This window comes from Paraprevotella clara YIT 11840 (genome assembly GCF_000233955.1).
GTDB lineage: Bacteria > Bacteroidota > Bacteroidia > Bacteroidales > Bacteroidaceae > Paraprevotella > Paraprevotella clara.
Map to the genome: position 1 here is coordinate 232,355 of NZ_JH376597.1, position 24,898 is coordinate 257,252.

The 24,898-nt window shown below is 49.9% G+C and carries 17 protein-coding genes; 6 read left to right on the plus strand and 11 right to left on the minus strand.

Features of this window, described 5'->3' with window-relative positions:
• Nucleotides 1-2: 2 nt before the first annotated feature.
• Entirely contained in the window at nucleotides 3-1,031 is a 1,029-nt protein-coding gene (locus HMPREF9441_RS07250; protein ID WP_244949670.1) for a T9SS type A sorting domain-containing protein, read from the minus strand.
• 374 nt (nucleotides 1,032-1,405) lie between these two features.
• On the opposite strand from HMPREF9441_RS07250, the gene HMPREF9441_RS07260 reads away from it, so the two are divergent.
• The gene (locus tag HMPREF9441_RS07260) at nucleotides 1,406-2,614 is read left to right on the plus strand and encodes a hypothetical protein (RefSeq protein ID WP_008619716.1); all 1,209 of its coding nucleotides are present in this window, start codon (nucleotides 1,406-1,408) and stop codon (nucleotides 2,612-2,614) included.
• 355 nt (nucleotides 2,615-2,969) lie between these two features.
• Here HMPREF9441_RS07260 and HMPREF9441_RS07265 read toward each other — a convergent pair whose 3' ends face one another.
• The 4 genes from HMPREF9441_RS07265 to dnaK all read right to left on the minus strand — a co-directional run bounded on the left by HMPREF9441_RS07265 (nucleotide 2,970) and on the right by dnaK (nucleotide 7,653).
• Nucleotides 2,970-3,458 carry an S-ribosylhomocysteine lyase gene (locus tag HMPREF9441_RS07265; protein WP_008619719.1) on the minus strand — a complete coding sequence of 163 codons (489 nt, stop codon included), beginning with the start codon at nucleotides 3,456-3,458 and terminating at the stop codon, nucleotides 2,970-2,972.
• A gap of 22 nt (nucleotides 3,459-3,480) precedes the next feature.
• Entirely contained in the window at nucleotides 3,481-4,179 is a 699-nt protein-coding gene (locus tag HMPREF9441_RS07270) for a 5'-methylthioadenosine/adenosylhomocysteine nucleosidase (RefSeq protein WP_008619720.1), read from the minus strand.
• Nucleotides 4,180-4,224: 45 nt separating this feature from the next.
• Nucleotides 4,225-5,328 carry a linear amide C-N hydrolase gene (locus HMPREF9441_RS07275; RefSeq protein WP_008619721.1) on the minus strand — a complete coding sequence of 368 codons (1,104 nt, stop codon included), beginning with the start codon at nucleotides 5,326-5,328 and terminating at the stop codon, nucleotides 4,225-4,227.
• 408 nt (nucleotides 5,329-5,736) lie between these two features.
• Nucleotides 5,737-7,653, minus strand: a complete 1,917-nt coding sequence (gene dnaK / locus HMPREF9441_RS07280) for a molecular chaperone DnaK (RefSeq protein WP_008619722.1) — start codon at nucleotides 7,651-7,653, stop codon at nucleotides 5,737-5,739.
• Nucleotides 7,654-7,897: 244 nt separating this feature from the next.
• On the opposite strand from dnaK, the gene HMPREF9441_RS07290 reads away from it, so the two are divergent.
• Nucleotides 7,898-9,943, plus strand: a complete 2,046-nt coding sequence (locus HMPREF9441_RS07290; RefSeq protein ID WP_244949671.1) for a patatin-like phospholipase family protein — start codon at nucleotides 7,898-7,900, stop codon at nucleotides 9,941-9,943.
• A gap of 29 nt (nucleotides 9,944-9,972) precedes the next feature.
• Here the strand turns inward: HMPREF9441_RS07290 and HMPREF9441_RS07295 are convergent, their stop codons facing one another.
• The 5 genes from HMPREF9441_RS07295 to HMPREF9441_RS18350 all read right to left on the minus strand — a co-directional run bounded on the left by HMPREF9441_RS07295 (nucleotide 9,973) and on the right by HMPREF9441_RS18350 (nucleotide 16,005).
• Complete coding sequence (locus HMPREF9441_RS07295; protein ID WP_087943195.1) at nucleotides 9,973-12,168, minus strand: GH92 family glycosyl hydrolase; 2,196 nt, start codon at nucleotides 12,166-12,168, stop codon at nucleotides 9,973-9,975.
• A 90-nt stretch (nucleotides 12,169-12,258) separates the two neighbouring features.
• Nucleotides 12,259-13,299 carry a recombinase RecA gene (gene recA, locus HMPREF9441_RS07300; RefSeq protein WP_008619726.1) on the minus strand — a complete coding sequence of 347 codons (1,041 nt, stop codon included), beginning with the start codon at nucleotides 13,297-13,299 and terminating at the stop codon, nucleotides 12,259-12,261.
• 80 nt (nucleotides 13,300-13,379) lie between these two features.
• Nucleotides 13,380-14,573, minus strand: a complete 1,194-nt coding sequence (locus HMPREF9441_RS07305) for a saccharopine dehydrogenase family protein (RefSeq protein ID WP_008619727.1) — start codon at nucleotides 14,571-14,573, stop codon at nucleotides 13,380-13,382.
• A 155-nt stretch (nucleotides 14,574-14,728) separates the two neighbouring features.
• Nucleotides 14,729-15,310 (minus strand): DUF6621 family protein, encoded by a 582-nt coding sequence (locus HMPREF9441_RS07310; protein WP_008619729.1) that lies wholly within the window; start codon nucleotides 15,308-15,310, stop codon nucleotides 14,729-14,731.
• 428 nt (nucleotides 15,311-15,738) lie between these two features.
• Entirely contained in the window at nucleotides 15,739-16,005 is a 267-nt protein-coding gene (locus HMPREF9441_RS18350; RefSeq protein WP_008619731.1) for a hypothetical protein, read from the minus strand.
• Between the two features lie 131 nt (nucleotides 16,006-16,136).
• Between HMPREF9441_RS18350 and clpB the strand changes: the two genes are divergently transcribed.
• From clpB to HMPREF9441_RS07330, 4 genes are all read left to right on the plus strand, one after another.
• Nucleotides 16,137-18,737, plus strand: a complete 2,601-nt coding sequence (gene clpB, locus HMPREF9441_RS07315) for an ATP-dependent chaperone ClpB (RefSeq protein WP_008619732.1) — start codon at nucleotides 16,137-16,139, stop codon at nucleotides 18,735-18,737.
• Nucleotides 18,738-19,079: 342 nt separating this feature from the next.
• Entirely contained in the window at nucleotides 19,080-21,398 is a 2,319-nt protein-coding gene (locus HMPREF9441_RS07320; protein ID WP_008619733.1) for a TonB-dependent receptor, read from the plus strand.
• A gap of 33 nt (nucleotides 21,399-21,431) precedes the next feature.
• The gene (locus tag HMPREF9441_RS07325; RefSeq protein ID WP_008619734.1) at nucleotides 21,432-22,838 is read left to right on the plus strand and encodes a DUF4374 domain-containing protein; all 1,407 of its coding nucleotides are present in this window, start codon (nucleotides 21,432-21,434) and stop codon (nucleotides 22,836-22,838) included.
• Nucleotides 22,839-22,847: 9 nt separating this feature from the next.
• A complete protein-coding gene (locus tag HMPREF9441_RS07330) occupies nucleotides 22,848-24,023 on the plus strand; it encodes a PepSY-associated TM helix domain-containing protein (RefSeq protein WP_008619735.1) in 1,176 nt (391 codons plus the stop codon).
• A 73-nt stretch (nucleotides 24,024-24,096) separates the two neighbouring features.
• Here HMPREF9441_RS07330 and HMPREF9441_RS07335 read toward each other — a convergent pair whose 3' ends face one another.
• Nucleotides 24,097-24,894: an alpha-1,2-fucosyltransferase gene (locus HMPREF9441_RS07335; protein WP_008619736.1), complete on the minus strand. Its 798-nt coding sequence runs from the start codon at nucleotides 24,892-24,894 to the stop codon at nucleotides 24,097-24,099.
• Between the last annotated feature and the right edge of the window lie 4 nt (nucleotides 24,895-24,898).

Below are 24,898 nucleotides of genomic sequence, written 5' to 3' on the forward strand. Positions count from 1 at the left end.
ACTTATTCCACAATAACTTTAGTCGAAGCAGACTTGCTACGGCCTACAACCAAGAACATATATGTCCCGGCAGGAACACCGGACAGGTTTACGATCGCAGCATCGGAAGCCGGTTGTGCCTTGATGCTGTTGATTACACGTCCGCTCATATCGTACACATATATACCGGCACCTTCGCCCAACAAATAGCTGCTGACACGATATTCCCTTTCGGCCACTTTGCTGACCTTCATATCGCTATAAGTCTCGGAAACGCTACGAACGCCTGTCGCATCCTTGCTGATTTGAACACTCGGCATACCCGTACTCATTTTGGCAAAAGTTTCGCTGGAGATCACGTAAGTCTGGCCTTCTTTCATTTCCACATAAACCTTGCCCTCTCCATTTTCACCCACTTCGGCCATCTGGGCATCCTCAAAATTGCAGGCAAATTTGGCGTTGTCATCTTCTTCCAACGTCCCGACTTGGAGAATCGTTCCCTGCGGAGCCTTATTTGTCACCAAATAAGTAGCCGTCTCAGGAGCGATAAAACGCCAATAGTTCTCATAAACGGCATTAGGATATGTAACTCCCGTATTTTCGGACAATACGGTCATACGTTCCGGATGGTTCTGGCAACTGGCTACAGGGGAAGACATCTGGAACATAATCTGAGTATCCCCCGAACAAGTCACACAAAACAGGTTCTCACCGGATTTGGCATAAACCTGGTCCGGCATCAAAAGATTGCTTTCGTTCTCCACGGCATTGCAATCACCGCTCTTCACTTTCACAGAAGTGACCGTAGCCGAGGAACCTGTAGCCGTGAACTGTCGCACACTATACAAACCGGGATAAACCAGATTTATCTTGAACCATGTCGGATGATTAGCCTTTATAGGAGTGTACATACCTTGATTCACAGCAATCGGATTTGAACAATCATCTCCCTCGGCAGCAGCCGCCACTTCCACTGGAGTTCCCATAGCCATAACGTTCGTACCCGCAAACCACATACAAGCAGCAGCAATAGTTAGTAAACTTCTTCTCATAATCATTTTATTTTATATGAATACTATACTAAAAAACACGTTAATAAAACCGTAACCTTCATTCTATTCCGGTAAAATTTGCATTTCGGCAAATCATTCTTTTTTATCTCTCTCTTCCTAAGAGAGCGACAACGGTTGCAAATTTATTGAAAATCTATAGATTCGACAAATAAACATTAATAAAAGTTTGCCAAACCGTTACTTTTTGTTTGAAAAACACAAATAAAGCCTCCTTGGAAAGCACGTAGAAATGCCAATATGACAAAGGTTGTCGCTCTCTTAGGAAGAGAGCAACCGCATTTCTCTTGATGCAAAACCACACAACTTCTATCTTTTTTTCGTAAATTCGCAAAAAGATAAAAAACAAACGTGATATGGTAGTCATTAAAATAGGCCGCGGCGCAACCCAACGCATAATATGGATTCTGGCCCTCCTGATTCTGGCCGGGGGACTTACGGTAGCATTCTTCCACTTACGTGATAAAATCTTCCCCTCCACCACGTTTGAACTGAATGACGAATTAGGGGGAAACATCTTCCCTTCCCTGATTCTCTCCACAGCCACTACGGACACCCTTATCGTAGCCCCCACGGAAAAAGGCGCGCTGGGGAATCCCAAATCGGGAATCTCAATACAAATCACAAGCCCCGTAAAAGACGCCCGCCTGCATGTAGAGGTGGCAGAAACGCCGTTTTTCAAACGTTCCGTATCGGAATTCATCCTTCCCGAGGAAGGAAAGGCTTACACGGTGTATCCCGATATTCTTTGGAACTACGACGCTTTACGCAATAACACACAGGCCGAGCCTATCACCGTGTCGGTGGAAGTACAAATCAAAGACCGGGAGGCAAGCCAACGCGTACGTACTTTCTCCGTGCGCAGCATCAATGAATGCCTCATCGGCTACAATGACAAGAAGAACCGCTTTCACAATACGGGAGTCCTGTTTGCCGCATACGTGAACGAAGACAGTCCGTTGATAGACAAAATCCTGCGGGAAGCCTTGAACACACGTATCGTCAACCGCTTTATGGGCTATCAGAACAAGCGTAAAGACTACGTGGACAAGCAGGTCTATGCCCTTTGGAACGTACTGCAACGGCGCAAGTTCCGTTACAGTTCGATTTCATACAGCAGCCTATCGAGCAACGTAGTCTATTCCCAGCGTGTACGGACGTTGGAAGACGCTCTGGCTTCTTCGCAAATCAACTGCGTGGACGGCAGCGTATTGTTCGCCTCCCTGCTCCGCGCCATCAACATCGACCCGATATTGGTGCGCATTCCGGGGCACATGTACGTAGGGTATTACACCGACCGCAATCACAGTCAGGCCAATTTTCTGGAGACAACGATGATCGGAGACATAGACCTGGATGATTTCTTCCCCGAAGAAAAACTGGATTCCACTTCCGAAGGCAAGTCGCAGGAAGAAATGTCACGGCTCACTTTCGAGAAATCCAAAGAGTATGCCCATCGTAAATACTCGGCCGACAGCGCACGCATCCATACGCTCCCACGGCAATACATGTTCCTGGAAATCTCCAAGGCATTAAGACGGAAGATACAACCGTTGGGCAAATGAAACCGGCGTCCCCGTCATATTTACGGACATTCGAGAAAAAGCAAACGGCATCTCCAATATTTTATAAAGCATTGTATTAGAATCAATTACAGCTTCCCTCATTTTGATTTTCCGTTCTGCGCCAAACGGAAAATCAATCTCAGGCAAACGATTTTCCGTTCTCAGCCAAACGATTTTTCATTCTCAGCAGAACGGAAAAAGGCGTTCTGCAATCCTTACACCCTATTCCGGTATCCGGAAAAACGATCGCTAAAAAAGGGGATGGCTTCGCACGAAGCCATCCCCTTCAAGTTCCTGAAAAAATATCCACCGTCCACTCCTACGCAACGGATTTCCGTCTCTGCCTCCACACGGTTCAACCTTCCTGCGACGGATAATGCAAATTGGCGTCCGTCACCTGTTCCAGCACTTCATGGAGGTACTTGGCAGACTCCCATTTGGCCATCGGCAAGTCCTGCAACAAATAATTGCCGCAGTCACGCGGGGTTGCTCCGGGAACTTCCCCTTCATATTCCGCAATGAAACGGAACGTTTCTTTCATCAGTTCCACAATATCCTCCGACTGCAAGTCCCCCTTCATCAGCAGGTAATTTCCCGTCAGGCACCCCATCGGTCCCCAATATACAATCTTATCGGACCATACCGGATGATTGCGCAGGAACGTGGCCGCCAGATGTTCTATTGTATGCAACGCGCCTTGCCCCAAAGCCGGCTCACGGTTGGGTTCTTTCATGCGGACATCGAACGTGGTCACTGTCTCACCTCCCACTCCATCTTTACGGGAAACGTAAATGCCCCGCAACAAGTGGATGTGGTCAATCGTAAAACTTGGAATTTTCTTCATTGGATTTATATGTTTTTTCGAATTAAGACAAAGAAGAAGGCAAACTCTCCAAGAAGGTACGTACTACCCCGAAAGAACGGTCGGCCATCGTTTCCCAAAAATTCTCGTACTGCTGCCAGTGCGCATCGGCTCCCGGCGTGTCGCTGATAATCCGGAAACTGATGAAAGGCACGCGGTAGAGGTGGCAAACCTGCGCTATGGCAGCCGATTCCATGTCTACGGCCAACCCCTCAGGAAATTCGGCTTTTATGGCATCCAGTTCGCCGCGCTCCGTGATGAACTTGTCACCAGTACAAATCAACCCGGCATGCACGGGAACCGATGACGGCAACGAAACGGCCTTGCGAACCAATCTTTCGTCGCACGTGAACCGGGGAGGCAATCCCTGAATCTGCCCGTAGACATTCCCCATGCCGCACCATACGTCATGATAGACCACCTCCGAAGCCGCCACGACTTCCATCACACCGGCTTTTGCGTCGATGCCTCCGGCCACTCCCGTACTCACCACCACATCCGGCTGCATGCGGGCCGTCAGTTCGGACGCACCGACGGCTGCATTCACTTTCCCAATGCCGCACTCCATGATATATAAGGTGTTCCCGCCCAACTGTCCTATGGTATATTCAAAAAGTCCATGTCGCTCCTTACGCATCTCCGCGACCAACCGGGTCAACTGTTCGCGTTCGGAAGCCATCGCTGCAATAATTCCTATTTTCATTCGTCGTCATCTTTATTTCCCTGCAAAAGTACAATTTTTCCGCCACTAATTCAATATAATCGGGACAATCGGTTGTTCTTTCACATCGTCTATCGCTACAGAACGGTACTTCACACGGGCAAAGTCTATGGCCTTCAAATCGATGCTCCGGATTTCGCTGTTGTACATGGTACGGTAATAAAACACCAAATCCTTCATGTCCGTGGCGGAAGTCCACTGCGTAGCGCTCGGAATATCCGCCGGCACCTTGGCATCTGCAAATTCAATCCCCACGGGAATGTCGAAATTGTTCAATATCTGGAAAGCTTGCAGTACCGTCTTTTGCGCCGTAGCCTGCACGGGAGAAGAAGTCTGATAGAAAGCGGCACGCACAAAACGGGACGGAGGCGTCACATCGCCGGGAATCCCTAAAAAGCCGCTGCCTGCACCAAAAGCGGCGAGCTTCACCTTGCCGAACGGCTTGGCTTCCGCCACTCCTGCATACAGGTTTACATAATTGTTCAGGTTCGTCATCTGCCATTCAAAGCCCGGAGAGTTGGTGAGCACGCCTAATTCATTTTCATAAAAATGAGGAATGCCGTCCACAATCTCCAACACGACCTGTCGTCCCGAAGCGTCCGCAATGCGCCAATGAGCCGTAGAGGCACGCGGGTCGGACGACACCACATGCACCGTTCCGAGTGCCTCTTTTACCTCATCCACCGTCTTGAACTGAGACAACATCCAAGGTACCAGTTGCAAATCGGACAAAGTACTCTCACGTTGCCCCTCATCGTACGCTTCATAACTACCGTAGTGAGGGAAGTAAAACAAACCGGCAGCCAGTCCGGCCTCGTTCAGTCCGTCGGCCACAAAATCCTCCAACTCCACGGCTATCCCTACATAACCGTATACCGCCGTAAATTCCAATCCGTTTTTTTGTCCGCCCGGCACATACGATTGTTGCACATACCCCCGAGGCACAACCACATAACGGCTATTCAGATAACTGCCGCCCCACTCTATGGTACGAGCCAAGACGGTGGCGCCGTCCTGCGACTTCAACGTAATTCCCGTACATGCATCAGCAGTATGCGGAACCCATAGTCCGACCGCCGTAACGGCAAGCCCGAAAACCACGTCCTTTATTATTTTATTCACATTCTTCATCTTTTCAATATTTTATATGGTTATATTTCGAAAGGTACGAAAAAAGCCATACTTTTGCAAGCATAATCCAGTATTATATTTTCCAACTTCACAAAGATGCAACGCTTTTACGCATTCTTATTATTGTTCCTAAATGCAGTATTATGGGTTCTTGTCGCGATTATCGGCCCCATATATTTGTTATTGCATGCTCTATACCAAACATGCAAGCGATGCTTCGTACACCCCGAATAAACCCCGGAAGAGACTCGAATCCCTCATTAAAACTTATCTTGGAAAGGGGTAAGTAAGACTTGAAATACCCGGCCTCTCTACTCAAATAAAAGTATACAAACAAAAGAACTCCCTCCACCAACTTTCAAAAGTTGGTGGAGGGAGCTCACATCTATTAACTAACACCTAATGCAATTACTTCACTTCCTCAAAATCTGCATCTTGAATACTATCATCAGAAGAAGAGTTTCCGGCGTTGGTATTACTCTGTCCTCCAGCATTCTGCTGTGCACCGGCTCCAGGCTGTGCACCACCCTGATACATCTGTGCACTGGCTGCCTGCCATGCTGCATTCATTTCGGCAATAGCAGCATCGATGGCGGCAACATCACCCGCCTTGTGAGCATCTTTCAATTTCTGCAAAGCTCCTTCGATAGCAGGTTTCTTGTCAGCCGGAATCTTATCACCCAACTCTTTCAACTGGTTCTCTGTCTGGAAAATCATAGAGTCAGCCTGATTCATCTTGTCTACTCTTTCACGCTCTTTCTTGTCGGCATCTGCATTAGCCTCAGCCTCAGCTTTCATACGGTCGATTTCGTCTTTGCTCAAACCTGAAGAAGCTTCGATTCGAATAGCCTGTTCCTTACCGGTAGCCTTATCCTTGGCAGACACTTTCAAAATACCATTGGCATCGATGTCGAAAGTCACCTCAATTTGAGGAACTCCACGACGAGCAGGTGCAATGCCGGTCAAATTAAACTGACCGATAGACTTATTCTGAGCGGCCATCGGACGTTCTCCCTGCAATACGTGAATAGTCACTTCCGTCTGATTGTCGGCAGCCGTACTAAACACTTCGCTCTTGTTGCACGGAATGGTCGTATTGGCTTCAATCAACTTCGTCATTACGCCACCCATCGTCTCAATACCCATAGACAACGGCGTCACATCCAACAATACGATGTCGCCCACTCCGGCTTCCTTATTCAGGATGGCCCCTTGGATAGAAGCGCCTACAGCTACGACCTCATCCGGATTTACACCTTTAGACGGAGCTTTGCCGAAGAAATCTTCTACTAACTTCTGGATGGCCGGAATACGACTCGAACCGCCGACAAGAATCACTTCGTCGATGTCTGAATTACTCAAACCGGCATCCTGCATTGCCTTCTGGCACGGTACCTTACAAGCCTGAATCAAATTATCGGCCAACTGCTCGAACTTAGCACGCGTCAAAGTCTTCACCAAGTGCTTGGGCACACCGCCTACAGCCGTGATATAAGGCAAATTGATTTCCGTAGTCGTAGAAGAAGACAATTCAATCTTGGCCTTCTCGGCAGCTTCTTTCAAACGTTGCAATGCCATCGGGTCTTGCTTCAAATCAACTCCTTCTTCCGACTTGAAGTCAGCAGCCAGCCAGTCGATAATCACTTGGTCGAAATCATCACCTCCGAGGTGAGTATCACCATTGGTAGAAAGCACCTCGAATACACCGCTACCAAACTCCAGTATGGAAATATCAAATGTACCACCTCCCAAGTCGAAGACAGCAATCTTCATGTCCTTATTGGACTTATCCACACCGTAAGCCAAAGCCGCAGCCGTCGGTTCATTCACAATACGTTTCACTTCCAAACCGGCAATCTGTCCGGCCTCTTTCGTCGCCTGACGCTGAGAATCCGAAAAATAAGCCGGCACGGTAATCACGGCTTCCGTCACCTCCTGACCCAGATAGTCCTCAGCCGTCTTTTTCATCTTCTGGAGAATCATGGCAGAGATTTCCTGCGGAGTATAGAGACGCCCCTCAATATCCACACGAGGCGTGTTGTTATCTCCTTTTACTACTGAATAAGGCACACGTGCTATTTCTTTCTGTACCTGATCATAGGTCTCACCCATGAAACGTTTGATAGAGAAAATGGTATTCTTCGGATTCGTAATCGCCTGACGTTTGGCCGGATCACCCACCAAGCGTTCGCCGTTTTTAAACGCCACGATAGAAGGAGTCGTACGCTTGCCTTCGTTGTTCGCGATTACTACCGGTTCGTTACCTTCAAATACGGAAACACAAGAGTTTGTAGTTCCCAAGTCAATTCCAATAATCTTTCCCATAATATATCTACTTTTTTATTATTAATCTAAATTGAATGTATTTCTTACGTCCGCCTCTTACGGAAGCAGCGCACTGTTATAAAAACAAACCGCGTGCCAAACCATCTCATGAGACAGAAAAAACAATAAAAAAAGATTTATCGGAATCAAGAGAGAGTTTTTCTGCTATCTTTGTTCTCGGACAAGCTCATCTGCGACAGTCAAACCTGAAAACTGCCAAAATGGCTGAAAAAATATAAAATGTATGACGAAAATAGCACGACTTCTATTATTTCTTTGCACCTTATCGGTATTCCATATTTCTATGGCACGCCCACGGGTAGCCGTAGTACTAAGCGGAGGCGGTGCAAAAGGTACGGCTCACATCGGGGCACTGAAAGTAATTGAAGAAGCAGGAGTCCCCATCGACATGATTGTAGGTACGAGCATGGGTAGTATCATCGGCGGGTTATATGCCATAGGATATACGACCGAACAGCTCGACAGTATATTCATGGCACAAGACTGGAACACATTGCTTAGCGACAAAGCTTATCGCAACGCGCTTAACCTACAGACCAGAGAACAAAATTCACAATACATCCTCTCCGTCCCCTTCTTTGAAAAACCGCAAGACTTAATCAGCGGAGGAGTCATTAAAGGAAGAAACATCGGGCGTATGTTATGGCAACTCACCGAAGGGTACCACGATTCCATTGATTTTCAAAAAATGCCTATCCCGTTTGCCTGTATTTCCCAAGATTTGGTGACGGGCGAAGAGATCGTATTCCGAAACGGCGTACTGCCCATCGCCATACGTGCCAGCATGTCCATTCCCGGTGCTTTTGCCCCGATATCCATGAACGGCAAACTACTCATCGACGGTGGTATCATCAACAATTATCCGGTAGATGTGGCACGGCAAATGGGAGCAGACATTGTCATAGGCGTGGACGTACAGGATCCGATGAAAAATGCAGAAGAACTTCAAAACAATATCTTCGCACAACTCAACCAACTCATCGACTTGCAAAGAAAAGACCGTTGGGAACAAAATATCGCGCTTTCGGACGTCTATATCAAGGTCGATGTAAAAGGATACAACACAGCCAGTTTCAACACAACAGCCATAGACTCCCTGATGGAACGTGGAGCACAGGCCGCCCGCTCACAGATAGACACCTTACGGGCCATAGGCGGTCGTTTCTCTCCCGACGATTCCATCGTGAGCCGTCCCACTCCTCCTTTCTTCTATATGCACCGCCCGGGAAATATCGAAGCGCGCTATGCAGGAAGCTTGAAAATCCTGATAGGCGACGCGCCCAGAAATTCCATCAATCTGGGACTTAGGTTCGACAACGAAGAACTGGCAGCCTTGCTGTTCAACGGACAAATGCAACTCGGGAAAAAAAGGAATCACCACATCAACCTGACTTTACGTTTAGGAAAGCAAACTTATGGCGACGCGCATTACAATCTCAACTTAGGCAGGGAATGGAACCTTACCACCGGTTATCGTTATACTTACAACGATTTTAACATCTATGAGAAAGGAGAAAGGACGTACGGCATCAGCTTCAATCACCATTTCGGAGAGGTCGGATTCACCAAAAGCTGGAAAAACGTACGTCTCAAGTTGGGAGGTATTTACCAACTCTACAACTACGGTTCCTTCCTCTATCGCTTCGAGGACAGCTCGCCGACAGATATTACCAAAGAAAGCTACCTGAAGTTCGGCACACAATACGCCGTCAACACATTGGACGATATTTACTTCCCGACAAAAGGAGCTGAATTCGATATGGAATACTACTATGCCATACCATTAAACGGAAACAAAGCCTTCCACACAGCCGGAATACACTGGAATGCCGCATTCTCTTTCAACTCGCGCTTCACTTTAATGCCCCGGATAGAAGGACGCTATCTGACGACAGAAAACACCGTGGCCGAGATGAATACGCTCGGCGGCCAAGAACGGGGCAAATACTTCAGCCAACAAATACCATTCTACGGCATCAATCATTTCGAGATGTCCCATCGTTCTTTGGTCGTGGCGGGAATAGAGGCCCGTCAACGCATCGGAGGAAAGCATTACGTCAGCGGCGTATTCAATATCGCCGCCACATCGGACGACTGGATGCATTTTTTCAAAAACAGTTTCAACAATAACGACCTGTTGGGATACCACATCTTCGGTGGAGCCGTAAAATATGACCTCCGTACCTTTATAGGCCCTATCGGTATTACGATTTGCTTCAGCGACCGAGCCAAGACCGCCGGATACATAAGGGCGGGATTCAATTTCTGAAACCCGCCCTTCAGTCCTTCACAGCTTTTTCACTCGGCTTTAAACTCCAAAACTCCGCCTTTCATCAAGTCCCGGATGGCAATGAAAGGCGCATCCAGCTTCTTTCCGTTAAAAAGAATGACCGGCAGATGCTTATGTTCTTTCAGACCTTCGGCACGAACTGTCAACACTTTGCCATGCGGCAGTTCCACACGGGCCGACGGGAACCGCGGAATCCCCAACGCATACTCTCCCGACGCCGGAGTCACCGGATAAAAGCCCAACGAACTGAACAGATACCAGGCAGACATCTGTCCGCAGTCGTCATTTCCCGACAGTCCGTCCGCCCCGTTCCTGTAATGGGTTTCCAGGATTTCCGGAATACGTTCTTGCGCCTTGTCGAAGCGACCGCAATAGTTATATAAATACACATAATGGTGACCGGGTTCATTGTCATGCCGGTAATGCCCGTTGTCGAACACGTTATCGAGCGCTGCGGCAAAAGACTCATTACCTCCCATTAAATCTATCAGCCCCTGCACATCCTGCATGACACAAAATTGATAAGTCCAGTTGGCCCCTTCGGTAAACCCTGAATGCTCCCCGGCCCAACTGCCATCGGCATTACGCGCTTGGAAAAGTTTCGTTTTCGGATTATATAAATAGCGGTAATTCTTTGCCCTTCTCATCAAATCTTCATAATCAGCCGTTTTTCCCAAAGCCTTTGCCATTTGGGCAATGCAATAGTCGCTTAAAGCAAATTCCAACGTGCGGGCCACGGATTCATTCGTCCGGTCATCCGCCACGTAACCGTTCTTCAGGTAATAAGACAATCCGCCGCGTGCCTCATATCCGCCGTTCCACCATTCTCTGTCCCCCCAACGGTGGAGACTGTCGTCCGTAGGAGGCACGTAGGCATCCTTACGAATCGCTTCATACGCCTTCTCCACGTCATAATCGCGAAAGCCATTGATGTAAGCATCCGCTATTACAGCGTCCGCATGCGTGCCGATCATGATATTCGTATAGGTAGGATTCGGCCATTTGGGTATCCAGCCGCCCTCTTCGTACATTTGTACCAATGCCGTAACCATATCATCCACCCGTTCGGGCGCCATGATTTGCAGCCAAGGGTGTTCAGCCCTGAAAGTATCCCACAAAGAATAAGCATTATAGGAAACGCCCTGATGCACCTTATCGTCAAACGGACTGTAATAACGGCCATATTCCGAAAACTCCCGAGGATACTGCAAGGTACGGAAAAACGCCGTATAGAATATCGTACGGTCTTCTTCGCTCGCCCCCTCCAAGTCTATCTTGGAAAGCTTTTCCTCCCATTCCTTTTTCACTTTTTTCGTCACGGATGCAAACGAAGACCTGGCCGGAATCTCTTTAGACAGGTTCACCGCAGCTTGCTCGAAGTCGATAAAAGAACTGCCGATACGTACATCAACCCACGTCGTCCCCGCAGGAAACTCGACATATCCGCCTACCGAACCACCTTCCGCCTGTACAGACTTTCCGCTGACCGCCCCGTCGCGCCATGTGCCGTAACCGGCGAAGGCCTGGGAAAACTTCAACACATAATATCCTTTGAATCCCGGTAAGGCCGGCCCCAAATGGGCATCATGCCTTTCCTTATTATATATATGTACCTCGCGCTTGTCGGGATAAATGCGTATGAAACCTCCTTCGTTTTCCCTCCCGGCCTCCAAATAAAGCAAGGATTTTTCCCCTTTGGGGTAAGTGATATGAAAGAAAGACGCGCGTGAAGTCGCTGTCATTTCCGTGGTAATCTCCGAACCGCCGTGTTTTCCCGAAGCGTATGACACCTTATAATAATAAGGTGTAGCCACTTCTTTCCCATGATCCAGACGCACCTGCCTGTCCGTCGCCTTGATTTTCAGTTCTCCACTTTGGGGCATCAGAGTCATGAACCCGTAATCTCCCATCCAGATGGCCGGCTGGTGCGTCCCCATAAAACCGATTAAGACCGAATCGCAACGGCGATACATCGTACGGGATATACCGTTGAGGCGGGTCGCCGCGCACCACTGCGTCATGGCAAAAGGCGTACCCACGGCCGGAGTCGTCCCCCCGTATTCCGTCTCATGGCTACCATCCGTACCAATCATCATAGACACTTCGTCCACATGGGATTTAGCTGTTTTTGCGGCTTTGCCCGGCATGACAAAAGGACACGAAGCCACACTCATCAATAAAAATAAAGTTCGTAACACTCTCATGTTATTAAAAATTTGGTTAGGGTTGTCTTACAAATAAACGGAAAAGAACAGCCCTGCGGCCATTCTTTTCGTTTATAAAAAAGGATATTGTCACGGATTGGCATTGGCATCCTGCAAGGCTGCCGCAATCAGTCCTTCCACTTCGTCACAGAGTTCGGGGTTGTCTTTCAACATATTTTTCACGGCATCCCTTCCTTGTCCAATCTTCGTATCGTTGTAACTGTACCAGGAACCGCTCTTCTTCAGAATACCCAGTTCCGTACCCAAGTCTACGATTTCGCCGATTTTAGAGATACCTTCTCCAAAGGTGATTTCAAATTCAGCCTTACGGAAAGGAGGCGCCACCTTGTTCTTCACCACTTTCACGCGTACCTGATTACCGACCACCTCGTCGCCGTCCTTGATACTCGTCACGCGGCGGATGTCCAGACGCACGCTGGCGTAAAATTTCAAAGCGTTACCACCGGTCGTCGTCTCCGGATTGCCGAACATCACGCCGATTTTCTCACGCAACTGGTTGATGAAAATACAAGTGGTATTCGTCTTGTTGATTGTGGAGGTCAGTTTACGCAAAGCCTGACTCATCAAGCGGGCCTGCAAACCGACTTTATTGTCCCCCATATCGCCCTCGATCTCAGCCTTCGGTGTCAAGGCAGCCACGGAGTCTATCACGATAATGTCGATAGCCGACGAACGGATCAACTGGTCGGCTATTTCCAATGCCTGCTCCCCGTTGTCCGGTTGGGAAATCCACAAATTGTCCACATCCACGCCCAACTTGGCGGCATAAAAACGGTCGAAAGCGTGCTCCGCATCGATAAACGCGGCTATCCCGCCGGCTTTCTGCGCCTCGGCAATGGCATGGATGGCCAAGGTCGTTTTACCGGAACTCTCCGGACCGTAAATCTCTATAATACGTCCGCGCGGGTATCCCCCCACGCCCAAAGCGGCATTCAACGCGATGGAACCCGTAGGAATCACATCCACCTGTTCCACGTGGTCGTCACCCAGTTTCATGATAGAACCCTTTCCGAAGTTCTTCTCTATCTTGTCCATCGCCGCTTGCAGGGCTTTCAGCTTCTCCGTATTCGGTCCGCCGCCCCCAGTGGTTTCTTCTTCTTTCTTTGCCATAATCTTTTTTATAATCAAATCATCTATGTTTCAGCTCCCGGCAGCACCCCGACAAGAGATGCAATCCGGGATATACTGCATTAAAGTTCAAGGTCGCCATTGAACACTTCGTGCCAGGGAAGCCCGTCCTTGTTCAACTCCTCCATGAACGGATCCGGATCGAACTCTTCCACATTCCACACACCGGGCTTCTTCCAGATGCCTTTCAGGAACATCATGGCTCCTATCATGGCCGGCACGCCCGTCGTATAGCTGACCCCCTGCATGCCGGTCTCCAGATAAGCGGCATGATGGCTGCAATTATTGTACACGTAATAAGTCAGCTCTTTTCCGTCCTTCACCCCACGGATACGGCAGCCGATACTGGTCTCGCCTTCGTAGTTTTCACCCAAATCCTGCGGGTTGGGCAACACGGCCTTGAGGAACTGCAACGGAACGATTTTCACTCCATTGTAATCCACCTCGTCTATGCGTGCCATACCGATATTCTGAATCACGCGCAGATGCGTAAGGTATTCCTGTCCGAAAGTCATCCAGAAGCGGGCACGCTTGATGGTCGGGAAGTTCTTCACCAGCGATTCGAGCTCTTCGTGGAACAACAGATAAGAGTCGCGCGGACCGATGTTCGGATACGTCAGGTCCTTATGGATTTCCATAGGCTTCGTCTCCACCCACTGTCCGTTCTCGTAATAACGTCCGTTCTGAGTAATTTCGCGGATGTTGATTTCCGGATTGAAGTTTGTGGCAAAAGCCTTATGATGATTTCCCGCATTGCAGTCCACGATGTCCAGGTAATGGATTTCATCGAAATAATGTTTGGCCGCGTATGCCGTATACACACCGGAAACGCCCGGGTCGAAACCGCAGCCCAGAATGGCGGTCAGTCCAGCTTCCTCGAAACGTTTCTTGTAGGCCCACTGCCAACTGTATTCAAAATGAGCCACGTCCTTCGGCTCGTAGTTTGCCGTATCCAGATAATTGCATCCGGTTTGCAGACAAGCTTCCATAATGGTCAAGTCCTGATAAGGCAAGGCCAGATTCATCACCATGTCCGGTTTGTAACCGTTCAGCAGTTCCACCAACTCTTCCACATTGTCGGCGTCCACCTGTGCCGTTTGGATAGACGGGTTCCCGATGGCCTTCACGATAGCGTCACACTTGGCCTTCGTACGGCTGGCAATCATGATTTCGTCAAACACTTCCGGATGCTGGGCCACTTTGTGCGCTGCTACCGTGGCCACACCGCCGGCACCGATAATTAAAACTTTTCCCATTTTTTTGAATTCGGTATTATAATTAAATATGTATAGGATGCAAAGTTAATGACTTTTTCCAAGAAGGAAAGAAAAAGCCTGTTTTTTTGATTTTTATTTGAATTAGATAATTTGCTCACGCTCGGCAGACTCGAACAAGTTCGGTCTGTTCTCGCTTAATCGCAAATTTCGTCTCCCCTGATGCCCAACGCATTCATCAACGAGTAACCGAGAATTTCCTGACGGAATCCTCTCCCCGCCTGAGGTTCCATGGCCAGCAACGTGATGTCCTTGCCTTCGGTCCGGCCCAAAATCTCGCGTACTCGAAGACCGTATTTCTCCACGTCCGGCACGATGACCAGTCGTTTGATGCCTTTCTCGTCGGCCAATGCCTCGAGCGACTGCAAATAGAGGGCGTCTCCGTCCACCAAGTTCTCCACTTGTACGGAACTTAACTTGAATTCTCCCAAATGTCCGTCGCAGAACGCCTTGCCGTCAAGTTCGGCCTCGAAGTCCGAGGGGGTGAAGTTTTCTAAGGCTTTCCGCCCCTTGCCGTGGATAAACACGACCTGTATGTCGTTCTTTCCCTCTCCGACTCCCCCGTCCAAAGCCGCGCAAACCAGCCATTGCGCCAGGTCGGCCTTAGGAATCGGACGGTTCAGCATCCGCTCGAAATTCACGATTAAATTGAATGCCACGGCATCCACGTAATCCGCATCCACCAGTATGACATTCTCACTCCATTTCGTTTTTTCCATTTTATGTAGTACTGTTTTCCGTTCACAAAGATACAAAAAAACAAAAGCAGAGCAGCGCATGAAACGAGAATCTGTCGTCACCAACTGCGTCTTTTTGCTTTCAAAATGACAGCAAAAAGGTCATACAGGCCAGTGGAAAAACCTTTTTCCAGCGTAGTTTCAGATGTTTTCGAGGCATCCCTAAATACAGTTTTTCACGTTTAAGACTCGTTTTTTAATCTTTTTAAGCCTAACCGCGTTTCAATCTCAAGAGATTGATTTTCCGTTCGGCTGAAAAAACATTTTTTTTCTCCACTTGTCGGCCGGAGGAGGTCTGCATCGGGAGGCGAAATGTACCTGAAAACGACGTAAGGACAAGCTTTTCCGGCTTGATTTTTTGCTATTTGAAGCCTTTCCGCCTGTCAAAGGCTGATGTCAAAATGCCATGTCTATCCGATTTGTACTATCACGCCCGGTACTCTCCTGCGCAGAACCTCGCAGCCCGGCCTTCCGGATGTTGCCGGAAAGCTCCTTATGGACGACAGATTGTCTTCCCTCCACCCCACGAGAATCGCGTATTTCCGCAGACCTCCGCACGGGGACGCAAATAACGGATTCTCATGAAGGCCGATTTGACTTTTTGACAAAGACGCTTGTCCCTCACATGAAAGCCCACATACCAAAGCCGTCAGTCCGCGAAGCATCCGGTCTGCCATTTTTTCATGTTTTATGACATTTTGTCAGACTATTCCTTATGGCAAACATTTTGATACAGGATAAGTGTGGCTCGAAAACGCCACACTGAAATACAGAAAAATAAACAATTAAATATAGAAAGGAAACAACCATGACTTTTGACAAATTTACCATCAAGGCCCAAGAGGCCATTCAGGAAGCCGTCAACCTTGTACAGGCAAGGGGACAGCAAGCCATCGAACCGGAGCACTTGTTGGCCGGTATCCTCAAAGTGGGGGAAAACGTCACGAATTTCCTCTTTCAGAAACTGGGTGTCAACAGCAGGCAAATCGAACAGGTACTGGAAAGCCAGACCGCTTCGCTGCCAAAGGTACAGGGAGGCGAACCCTACCTGAGCCGCGAAAGCAACGAAGTGCTGACACGGGCACAGGATTACGCTTCCAAGGGCGGCGACGAGTTCGTCTCGCTCGAACCGATGCTTCTGGCTTTGCTGACCGTGAAAAGCACGGCCTCCAGAATCCTGAAAGACGCAGGCATCACTGAAAAGGAACTGGCATCTGCCGTCAACGAACTGCGTAAAGGAGAAAAAGTGACTTCCCAAAACAGTGAAGACACTTATCAGGCGCTCAACAAGTACGCCAAGAATCTCATCGAGGAAGCGCGGAGCGGAAAGCTCGACCCGGTCATCGGACGGGATGAAGAGATACGGCGCGTGCTGCAAATCCTGAGCCGACGTACGAAGAACAACCCCATATTAATCGGCGAACCGGGTACGGGTAAGACGGCCATCGTGGAAGGACTGGCCCATCGTATCCTGCGGGGCGACGTACCGGAGAACCTGAAAGACAAACAGCTCTACTCCCTCGACATGGGCGCGCTTATCGCCGGTGCCAAATACAAAGGAGAGTTTGAGGAACGTCTGAAATCCGTCATCAACGAAGTGACGAAAAGCGAAGGGCGCATCATCCTCTTCATCGACGAAATCCACACGTTGGTGGGCGCGGGAAAAGGCGAGGGTGCCATGGATGCCGCCAACATCCTGAAGCCTGCCTTGGCACGGGGCGAGCTGAGAAGCATCGGTGCCACCACGTTGGACGAATACCAGAAGTACTTTGAAAAGGACAAGGCATTGGAGCGCCGTTTCCAGACGGTTATGGTCAACGAGCCGGACACGCTCAGCACCATTTCCATCCTGAGGGGACTGAAGGAAAGATATGAGAACCACCACAAGGTGCGTATCCAAGACGACGCCATCATCGCCGCCGTGGAACTTTCCAACCGCTATATCACCGACCGTTTCCTCCCGGACAAGGCCATCGACCTGATGGACGAGGCGGCAGCCAAACTGCGTATGGAGCGTGACTCCGTACCGGAGGAATTGGACGAAATCGAACGCCGGTTGAAACAGTTGGAAATCGAGCGCGAGGCCATCAAACGGGAAAACGACCAGCCCAAACTGGAACAACTGAGCAAGGAGATTGCCGAACTGAAAGAACAGGAAAGCAGCTACAAGGCCAAATGGGAGGCCGAACGCGGACTGGTGAACAAAATCCAGCAGAACAAACAGCAAATCGAGCAGTTGAAATTCGAAGCCGAACGGGCCGAACGCGAAGGCGACTATGGCAAGGTGGCCGAAATCCGCTACGGCAAGCTCAAGGCATTGGAGGACGAAATCAACCGGATACAAGACCAGTTGAAGGACACGCAGGGCGGAGACGCGATGATTAAAGAGGAAGTGACCTCGGAAGACATCGCCGATGTGGTAAGCCGTTGGACGGGCATCCCCGTGAGCAAGATGCTGCAAAGCGAGCGCGAGAAGCTGCTCCATCTGGAAGAGGAACTCCACAAACGGGTCATCGGGCAGGACGAAGCCATACAGGCCGTGAGCGATGCCGTGCGGCGCAGCCGTACGGGACTGCAAGACCCGAAACGTCCCATCGGTTCGTTCATCTTCTTGGGAACGACCGGTGTAGGCAAGACCGAGCTGGCCAAGGCTTTGGCCGAATACCTCTTCGACGACGAGACGCTGATGACGCGTATCGACATGTCGGAATATCAGGAGAAATTCAGCGTAAGCCGGTTGATCGGTGCGCCTCCGGGATACGTAGGATACGATGAGGGCGGACAACTCACGGAGGCCGTACGCCGCAAACCTTACTCGGTAGTTCTGTTCGATGAAATAGAAAAGGCGCATCCGGACGTATTCAACATCCTCTTGCAAGTGCTCGACGACGGCCGCCTGACCGACAATAAGGGACGCGTGGTGAACTTCAAGAACACCATCATCATCATGACGAGCAACCTGGGGAGTGGTTACATCCAGAGCCAGTTCGAGAAACTGACGCCGCAGACCGGCACACAAGCCCGCGAAGCCCTCATCGAGGAGACGAAAAAAGAGGTGCTCGGCATGCTGAAGAAGACCATTCGTCCGGAGTTCCTGAACCGTATCGACGAGACCATCATGTTCTTGCCGCTCACTCAGGAGCAAATCAAACAGGTGGTGCGCCTGCAAATCAACGGCATCACCCAGATGCTGGAGGGCAACGGCGTGACCTTGCAACTGACCGATGCCGCCCTGGACTTCCTGGCCGATGCGGGTTACGATCCCGAGTTCGGTGCCCGTCCGGTCAAACGGGCCATCCAGCGTTACCTGCTGAACGACTTGTCGAAGACCATGCTGGCACAGCATATCGACCGGACGAGACCCATCATCGTGGATGCGGACGGAAACGGATTGGTGTTCAGAAACTAAGCATAAACAAAGAGCGGAAATGTGAAACCACACATTCCCGCTCTTTTTGTTCATATTTCACAATATCCCTACTTTCAAGTATCCATACGCCCATCTCTCCGTCAGTATGAACTGATAAGATAATCAAGAAATAATGCAATACCTAAAAACAGGTATTTGCTCAATCCGCAAATTACTGATTTTGAACGATTGCAAAATTCTCTTTCCAAGCCGTATCTTTGCATTCGCAAAACAAACCTCCTAAACTCATAAAAATTGAAAACGGTAATCAGATTGTTAAGCCTTACATTGGTATTTATTGCAGGAACAAATCACCTTTCAGGACAAGCCCGGAAACAGGCTATGGTCTCAGGCAAGGTGATCTCCACTTCGAACGAAATCATGGACTTTGCTACCGTACAAGTCAAAGGGACTTCTATCGGTACACGCCCCGACGAAAAAGGAATATATCATCTGAAAGTCGATGCGGGAAAGCATACATTGGTGTTTAAGGCTATGGGGTACGCCACGGTGGAACGTACCGTCACCCTCCAGGCTGGCGAACGCCAGAAGTTGAATGTCAAAATGCACCAGAAAGATATGGAACTGGCCGAAGTGAAAGTGGAAGCCAGCCACGTGGGCCGCATCAACAAATCGGCATTCAACGCTGTGGCCGTAGACTTGAAAGGCATGGCCGGACTGAATAAGAACCTGGCCGAAGTGCTGACCACCGTTCCGGGCGTCAAGCTGCGCGAGACGGGCGGAATGGGTTCGGACATGCAACTCATGCTCGACGGTTTTACGGGCAAACACGTCAAGATCTTTATCGACGGCGTACCGCAGGAAGGAGCCGGAACAGCCCTCAATCTGAACAACCTGCCGGTGAACTTCGCCGAACGCATCGAGGTCTACCGTGGAGTGGTTCCCGTAGGTTTCGGTACCGATGCCTTGGGCGGGGTCATCAATATCGTCACCAACCAAAGGAAACTCGGCTGGTTTGCCGATGCCTCTTATTCTTACGGCTCGTTCAACACCCACAAATCTTTCGTCAACTTCGGACAGTCATTCAAGAACGGTCTGCTGTATGAAATCAACGCTTTCCAGAATCTCTCGGACAACAACTATTACATTGACTACTACGTTACGGAATTTAGCGACGACGGTATCTCGGAGAACACTGACAAGACAAAGATTTACCATATAAAACGTTTCAACGACCGTTTCCACAACGAAGCCGTGAGCGGCAAAATCGGGGTGGCCGACAAGAAATGGGCCGACCGCCTGATGCTGGGCTTTACCTACACCCACTTTTATAAGGAGATACAAAACGGAGTGTTGCAGAAAGTCGTATTCGGAGAAAAACACCGTCATGGCTTCTCGTTCATTCCCTCTTTGGAATACCGCAAACGCAACTTGTGGGTCGAGGGACTCGATGTCATGGCCAATGTCAACTACAACCACAACATCACCCACAACATAGATACGGCATCTTACAAATACAACTGGTTGGGACAACGGAAATATACCGGCGTGCCCGGGGAGCAATCCAACCAGAACAACGAGGCCAAGAACAAGAACTGGAACGGTACGCTCACGGCCAACTATCGCATCGGCCACGCCCATCTGGTCACGCTCAACCATGTGCTGAGCACTTTTGAACGCACCACTCGTTCGTACGTCGCAGGAAGTTCGCGCCTCTCGGACTTCAGCATCCCCAAGCGTTCCCGCAAGAACGTCACCGGACTGTCTTACCGCTTCATGCCCACAGAGAAATGGAACGCCACGGTGTTCGGCAAGTATTACAACCAATATAACGAAGGCCCCGTATCCCAAAGCGACGACGGTATCGGCAATTACATACAGATGTCGCAAAAAACGAGTGCTTTCGGCTATGGAGCAGCAGGAACTTACTTCATCCTGAAAAACCTGCAGGCCAAGCTGTCATACGAGAAAGCTTACCGCCTGCCCTCGACAGACGAACTTTTCGGTGACGAGGACCTGGAAGCCGGACGGGCGAACCTGCGTCCCGAAAAAAGCGACAATGTCAACTTCAACCTCGGATACACCCCGCGATTCGGTAAGCACGGACTGTACATGGAAGGAAGCCTCATCTACCGCGACACGAAGGATTACATCCGTCGCGGATTGGACAACGTGGGCGGTATGGACTTCGGATTCTACGAGAACCACGGACGGGTCAAGACCAAAGGATACAACGTCTCCTTGCGTTACAGCTATGCGAACTGGTTCAGCTTGGGCGGAACATTCAACAGCATGGATGCCATCGACCGTGAGAAACGGTTGGCCGAAGGCACGGGGCAGGCTTCGCTGACCTACGGACAGCGCATCCCCAACCAGCCCTACCGCTACGCCAACTTCGACGCATCATTCTATTGGCATGACTTGTTCGGCAAAGGCAACATGCTCTCGCTCACTTACGACAGCTACTACCAGCACGAGTTTCCCCTGTACTGGGAAGACTTCGGCGACCCGGACACCAAAGCACGCGTCCCCGAACAGTTCTCCCACAATCTCACACTGAATTACAGTGTGGCCAAGGGACGTTACAACTTTTCGCTCGAATGCCGTAACCTGACGGACGAAAAACTTTACGACAATTACAGCCTGCAAAAGGCCGGACGGGCTTTCTATGGAAAGGTAAGGGTTTACTTCGGGAAATAAACAGCATCATTCACTCAATAAATAATTAAAAACATGGAAAAAAGATTCTTTACTTGGGCGCTTGCTGCCGCCCTCTGCGTCGGCGGCGCATTGACTTCATGCAGCGATGACGACACGACTCCCGGCGGAGGCAACGGTAATGGCGGCACCACAACTCCGGGTACAAGCAAATACGTCATAGCAGCCAAGGCCGACGAAGGCACTTATCTCGTCACCAGCGAATCACTCGACGAAGGCTCCGTGACGGTATTGGGCAACGGTACCGAAGCCATCGGTGCGTCCTATTGGATATTCTACGGCCAACAATACCTCTTCGGGCTGCAATACAATGACGGAAATGCAGGAACCGGAACTTCTTACGCCCTGAATGCCGCAACCGGAAAGGTAAAAGAAGCACGCGAATACACTTTCAACCGTATCACGACATACGGTACATGGGGCGATAATGTCATCACCTGCTCCACCAACGACGGCTCGCAGGAAAAAGACGCCCAAGGCAATTTTGCCAAATATCTCCAGTTCAATTATCTGAATGTACATTCGGGCAATACAACCACCGGTAAGCGTATCGCCGAGAACTTCCTCGGCAACGGCGAGATTGTCAGCTTTGCCGGTTTCGTGGAGGCAAACGGCAAACTTTATACCTCAGTCGTTCCTATGGGCATGAGCCACTATGGCGTGAACACCTTCCCTGAAAAGGTCACGGACCAGGCACTCATCGCCACTAGCGACGGCGGCAGCGGTTCCGGTCAATACACAGCCGGGCAGATTCCTTCCACCCAATATCCTGACAATGCCTTCATCGCCATTTACAGCGGAGACAGTTTCGACGAAACTCCGGTTATCGTAAAAACCGATAAAATCGGCTTTGCCAGCGGACGCAAGAAATCGCAATACTACCAGACCATTTGGGCTGCCGACAACGGCGACCTCTACGTGTTCTCTCCGGGTTACGGGCGTACGGCTACCTCTTCTGCCGACCTGAAGAAAGTTACCGGCCAACTGCCATCGGGCGTTGTCCGCATCAAAGCTGGAGAGACTCAATTCGATGCCAACTACTACTATAATCTTGAAGAACAGGGTACGGGTCATCCGATGTTCCGCTGCTGGCATATCACAGCCGACTACTTCTTGCTTCAAATGTATAGCGAGGGTACGATGAGCGGCAAGAATGCGCCGACCAACGAACTGGCCGTATTCAAAGGCGAAAGCGGTAAGCTGACTCAAGTAACCGATGGATTGCCAGCCCAAGAGCAGATTTCTTCATTGGGTGACCCCTTCTGCGAAAACGGGGTAGCATACGTCCCTGTCACGACCAAGGACGGCGAGGCTCCGGCACTCTACAAGATAGACCCGGCTACGGCTAAAGCTACCAAAGGGTTGACCATCATTACCCACAACAGCGTGTCGGCCATCGGCAAACTGGCCGCTACAAACTAATTTTGAAATATGAGAAAAGCATTCGCCAAGATTCATCTTTGGTTTTCCATTCCATTCGGCATCATTATCAGCGTCGTCTGCCTTTCGGGGGCGGCGCTGGTATTTGAGCAGGATATCACCCGTGCCCTGAATCCCGGTTTTTATCGGGTCGAAGTAGAGGATGGAGCAAAGCCGCTCACGCCTTCCGAACTGGTCACGAAGCTCCGCACGCAACTCCCGGACGCATTGCAGATTTCCGGCCTGCAAATGTCGGGCACCCCGGAAGAAGCCTGGATGGTCAGCTTTGAGCACTTAAACCGCAAAACGCTAAGCGTAAACCCTTACACCGGCGAGATAAACGGATGGAACAAAAGCTATCCTTTCTTTCAGACCATGCGCAAACTTCATCGCTGGCTGATGGATGTTCCGCCTCGGAAAGGAGACAAGACCGTGGGTAAAACTATTGTCGGTGTCACTACGCTGGTCTTCGTTGCGATACTCATCAGTGGTGTGGTGATTTGGATACCGCGGACCAAAAAGGCTTTGAAAAACCGCCTTCAGGTATCCTGTAACAAAGGATGGCGGCGTTTCTGTTACGACAGTCACGTATCGCTCGGTTTCTACACCACGCTATTCCTACTCGTCATGGCGCTGACCGGACTTACCTGGTCATTCACTTGGTATCGCACAGCCGCGTATTCCCTTTTCGGTGGCACCGCGCCAAAAGTGGAAAATACGCCTCGACCGGAATATCGGCAAAAGGGACGGAAAGATGCCGCAAAACAGTCCCGTCCGGACGGACAGCGGCATGCCGGCGGAGAAAAAGGCCGGAAAGGGACCACTTTCAATTATGCCGTATGGGACAAAGCCGCAGACGCTGTCCGCCAGATCTATCCGACCTACAAGTCGGTCAAGCTGGGTACGGAAGGCATAGAAGTGGCTCCCAACCCGAAGACCGACCGCCGTCAAACGGATAAAATACAATTCGACCCGCAAACCGGTCGCCTCGGCTCCATAACCTATTATAAGGATGCCCCGGCCTCACAAACGCTGAAAGGTTGGTTTTATGCCTTCCACACCGGCTCCTGGGGCGGCATGTGGACCAAGGTACTTTATTTCCTGGCTGCTTTCATCGGAGGGATTCTCCCGCTCAGCGGCTATTACTTGTGGTACAAACGAAAGTTCTCGTCTCGACGGAAACGTTAACGTCTTCGTTCTACGTAATACACACGTCCCCGGGAAATCCAAAACGGAAATTCCCGGGGACGTATCTTATATCCTATAGCCCGACCCACTCTTCCGAAAAGATAGGCGGACTGGTCCATGTAGGGTCGCGGAACCACCGACGAGGATAGATTTTCATACCGTTGCCATCTACGGCCAAATATGCCCCCCAAAAGCTGAACGTGGAATTGGAAATGATATGCCCGCGGCACAACGTCATCAAATATAAATCCACGTAGTCGGGCAGCAGTTCCGTATGTTCCACATATACGGCATCCTCCATCCAAAGATTCTCCCTCACCCATTCCATATCGTCGGAAAAGAAAAAGAAACGCGCATCGGGCCGCTTCTTTCTGACATAAGCAATGGCTTGTTGGAAATAGTCCACTCCACATAAACCGAAACTCGAGTTGGAAGGATGCAAATAGTCTCCGCGCCTCACGTGTACCGATACCGGATAATCCACGGCTCTTATCATCTGTACGAAACCGCTCTGCAGTTCTGCCAAAAACTGACGGAAAAAGAAGTAACGACGAGCATTCGGTATAAAACGCCGGTGCTGACTGTAATCGTCTATCAACACGGCTTCCGGCTTCTCGTCATCATACAATCTTTTCAAAACTCCCACGGCACGACAGATTTTGAGCCCCCAAACCACCAGTTTTATCCCCCACGGACAAGAAGGTAATTCCAGTTCAAAACAATCGGAAAGCCTCAAACCATTATGCTGTTTCAGCCTACGGTGGTCGTAAAACAGATAAACCTCATCGTGTCCGGACTCCATCAAATCCCGGAAACGACAATATTCGAACATCTGGTTCCCCAGTCCTCCTTTCAGACAAACGATTTTCATGCCG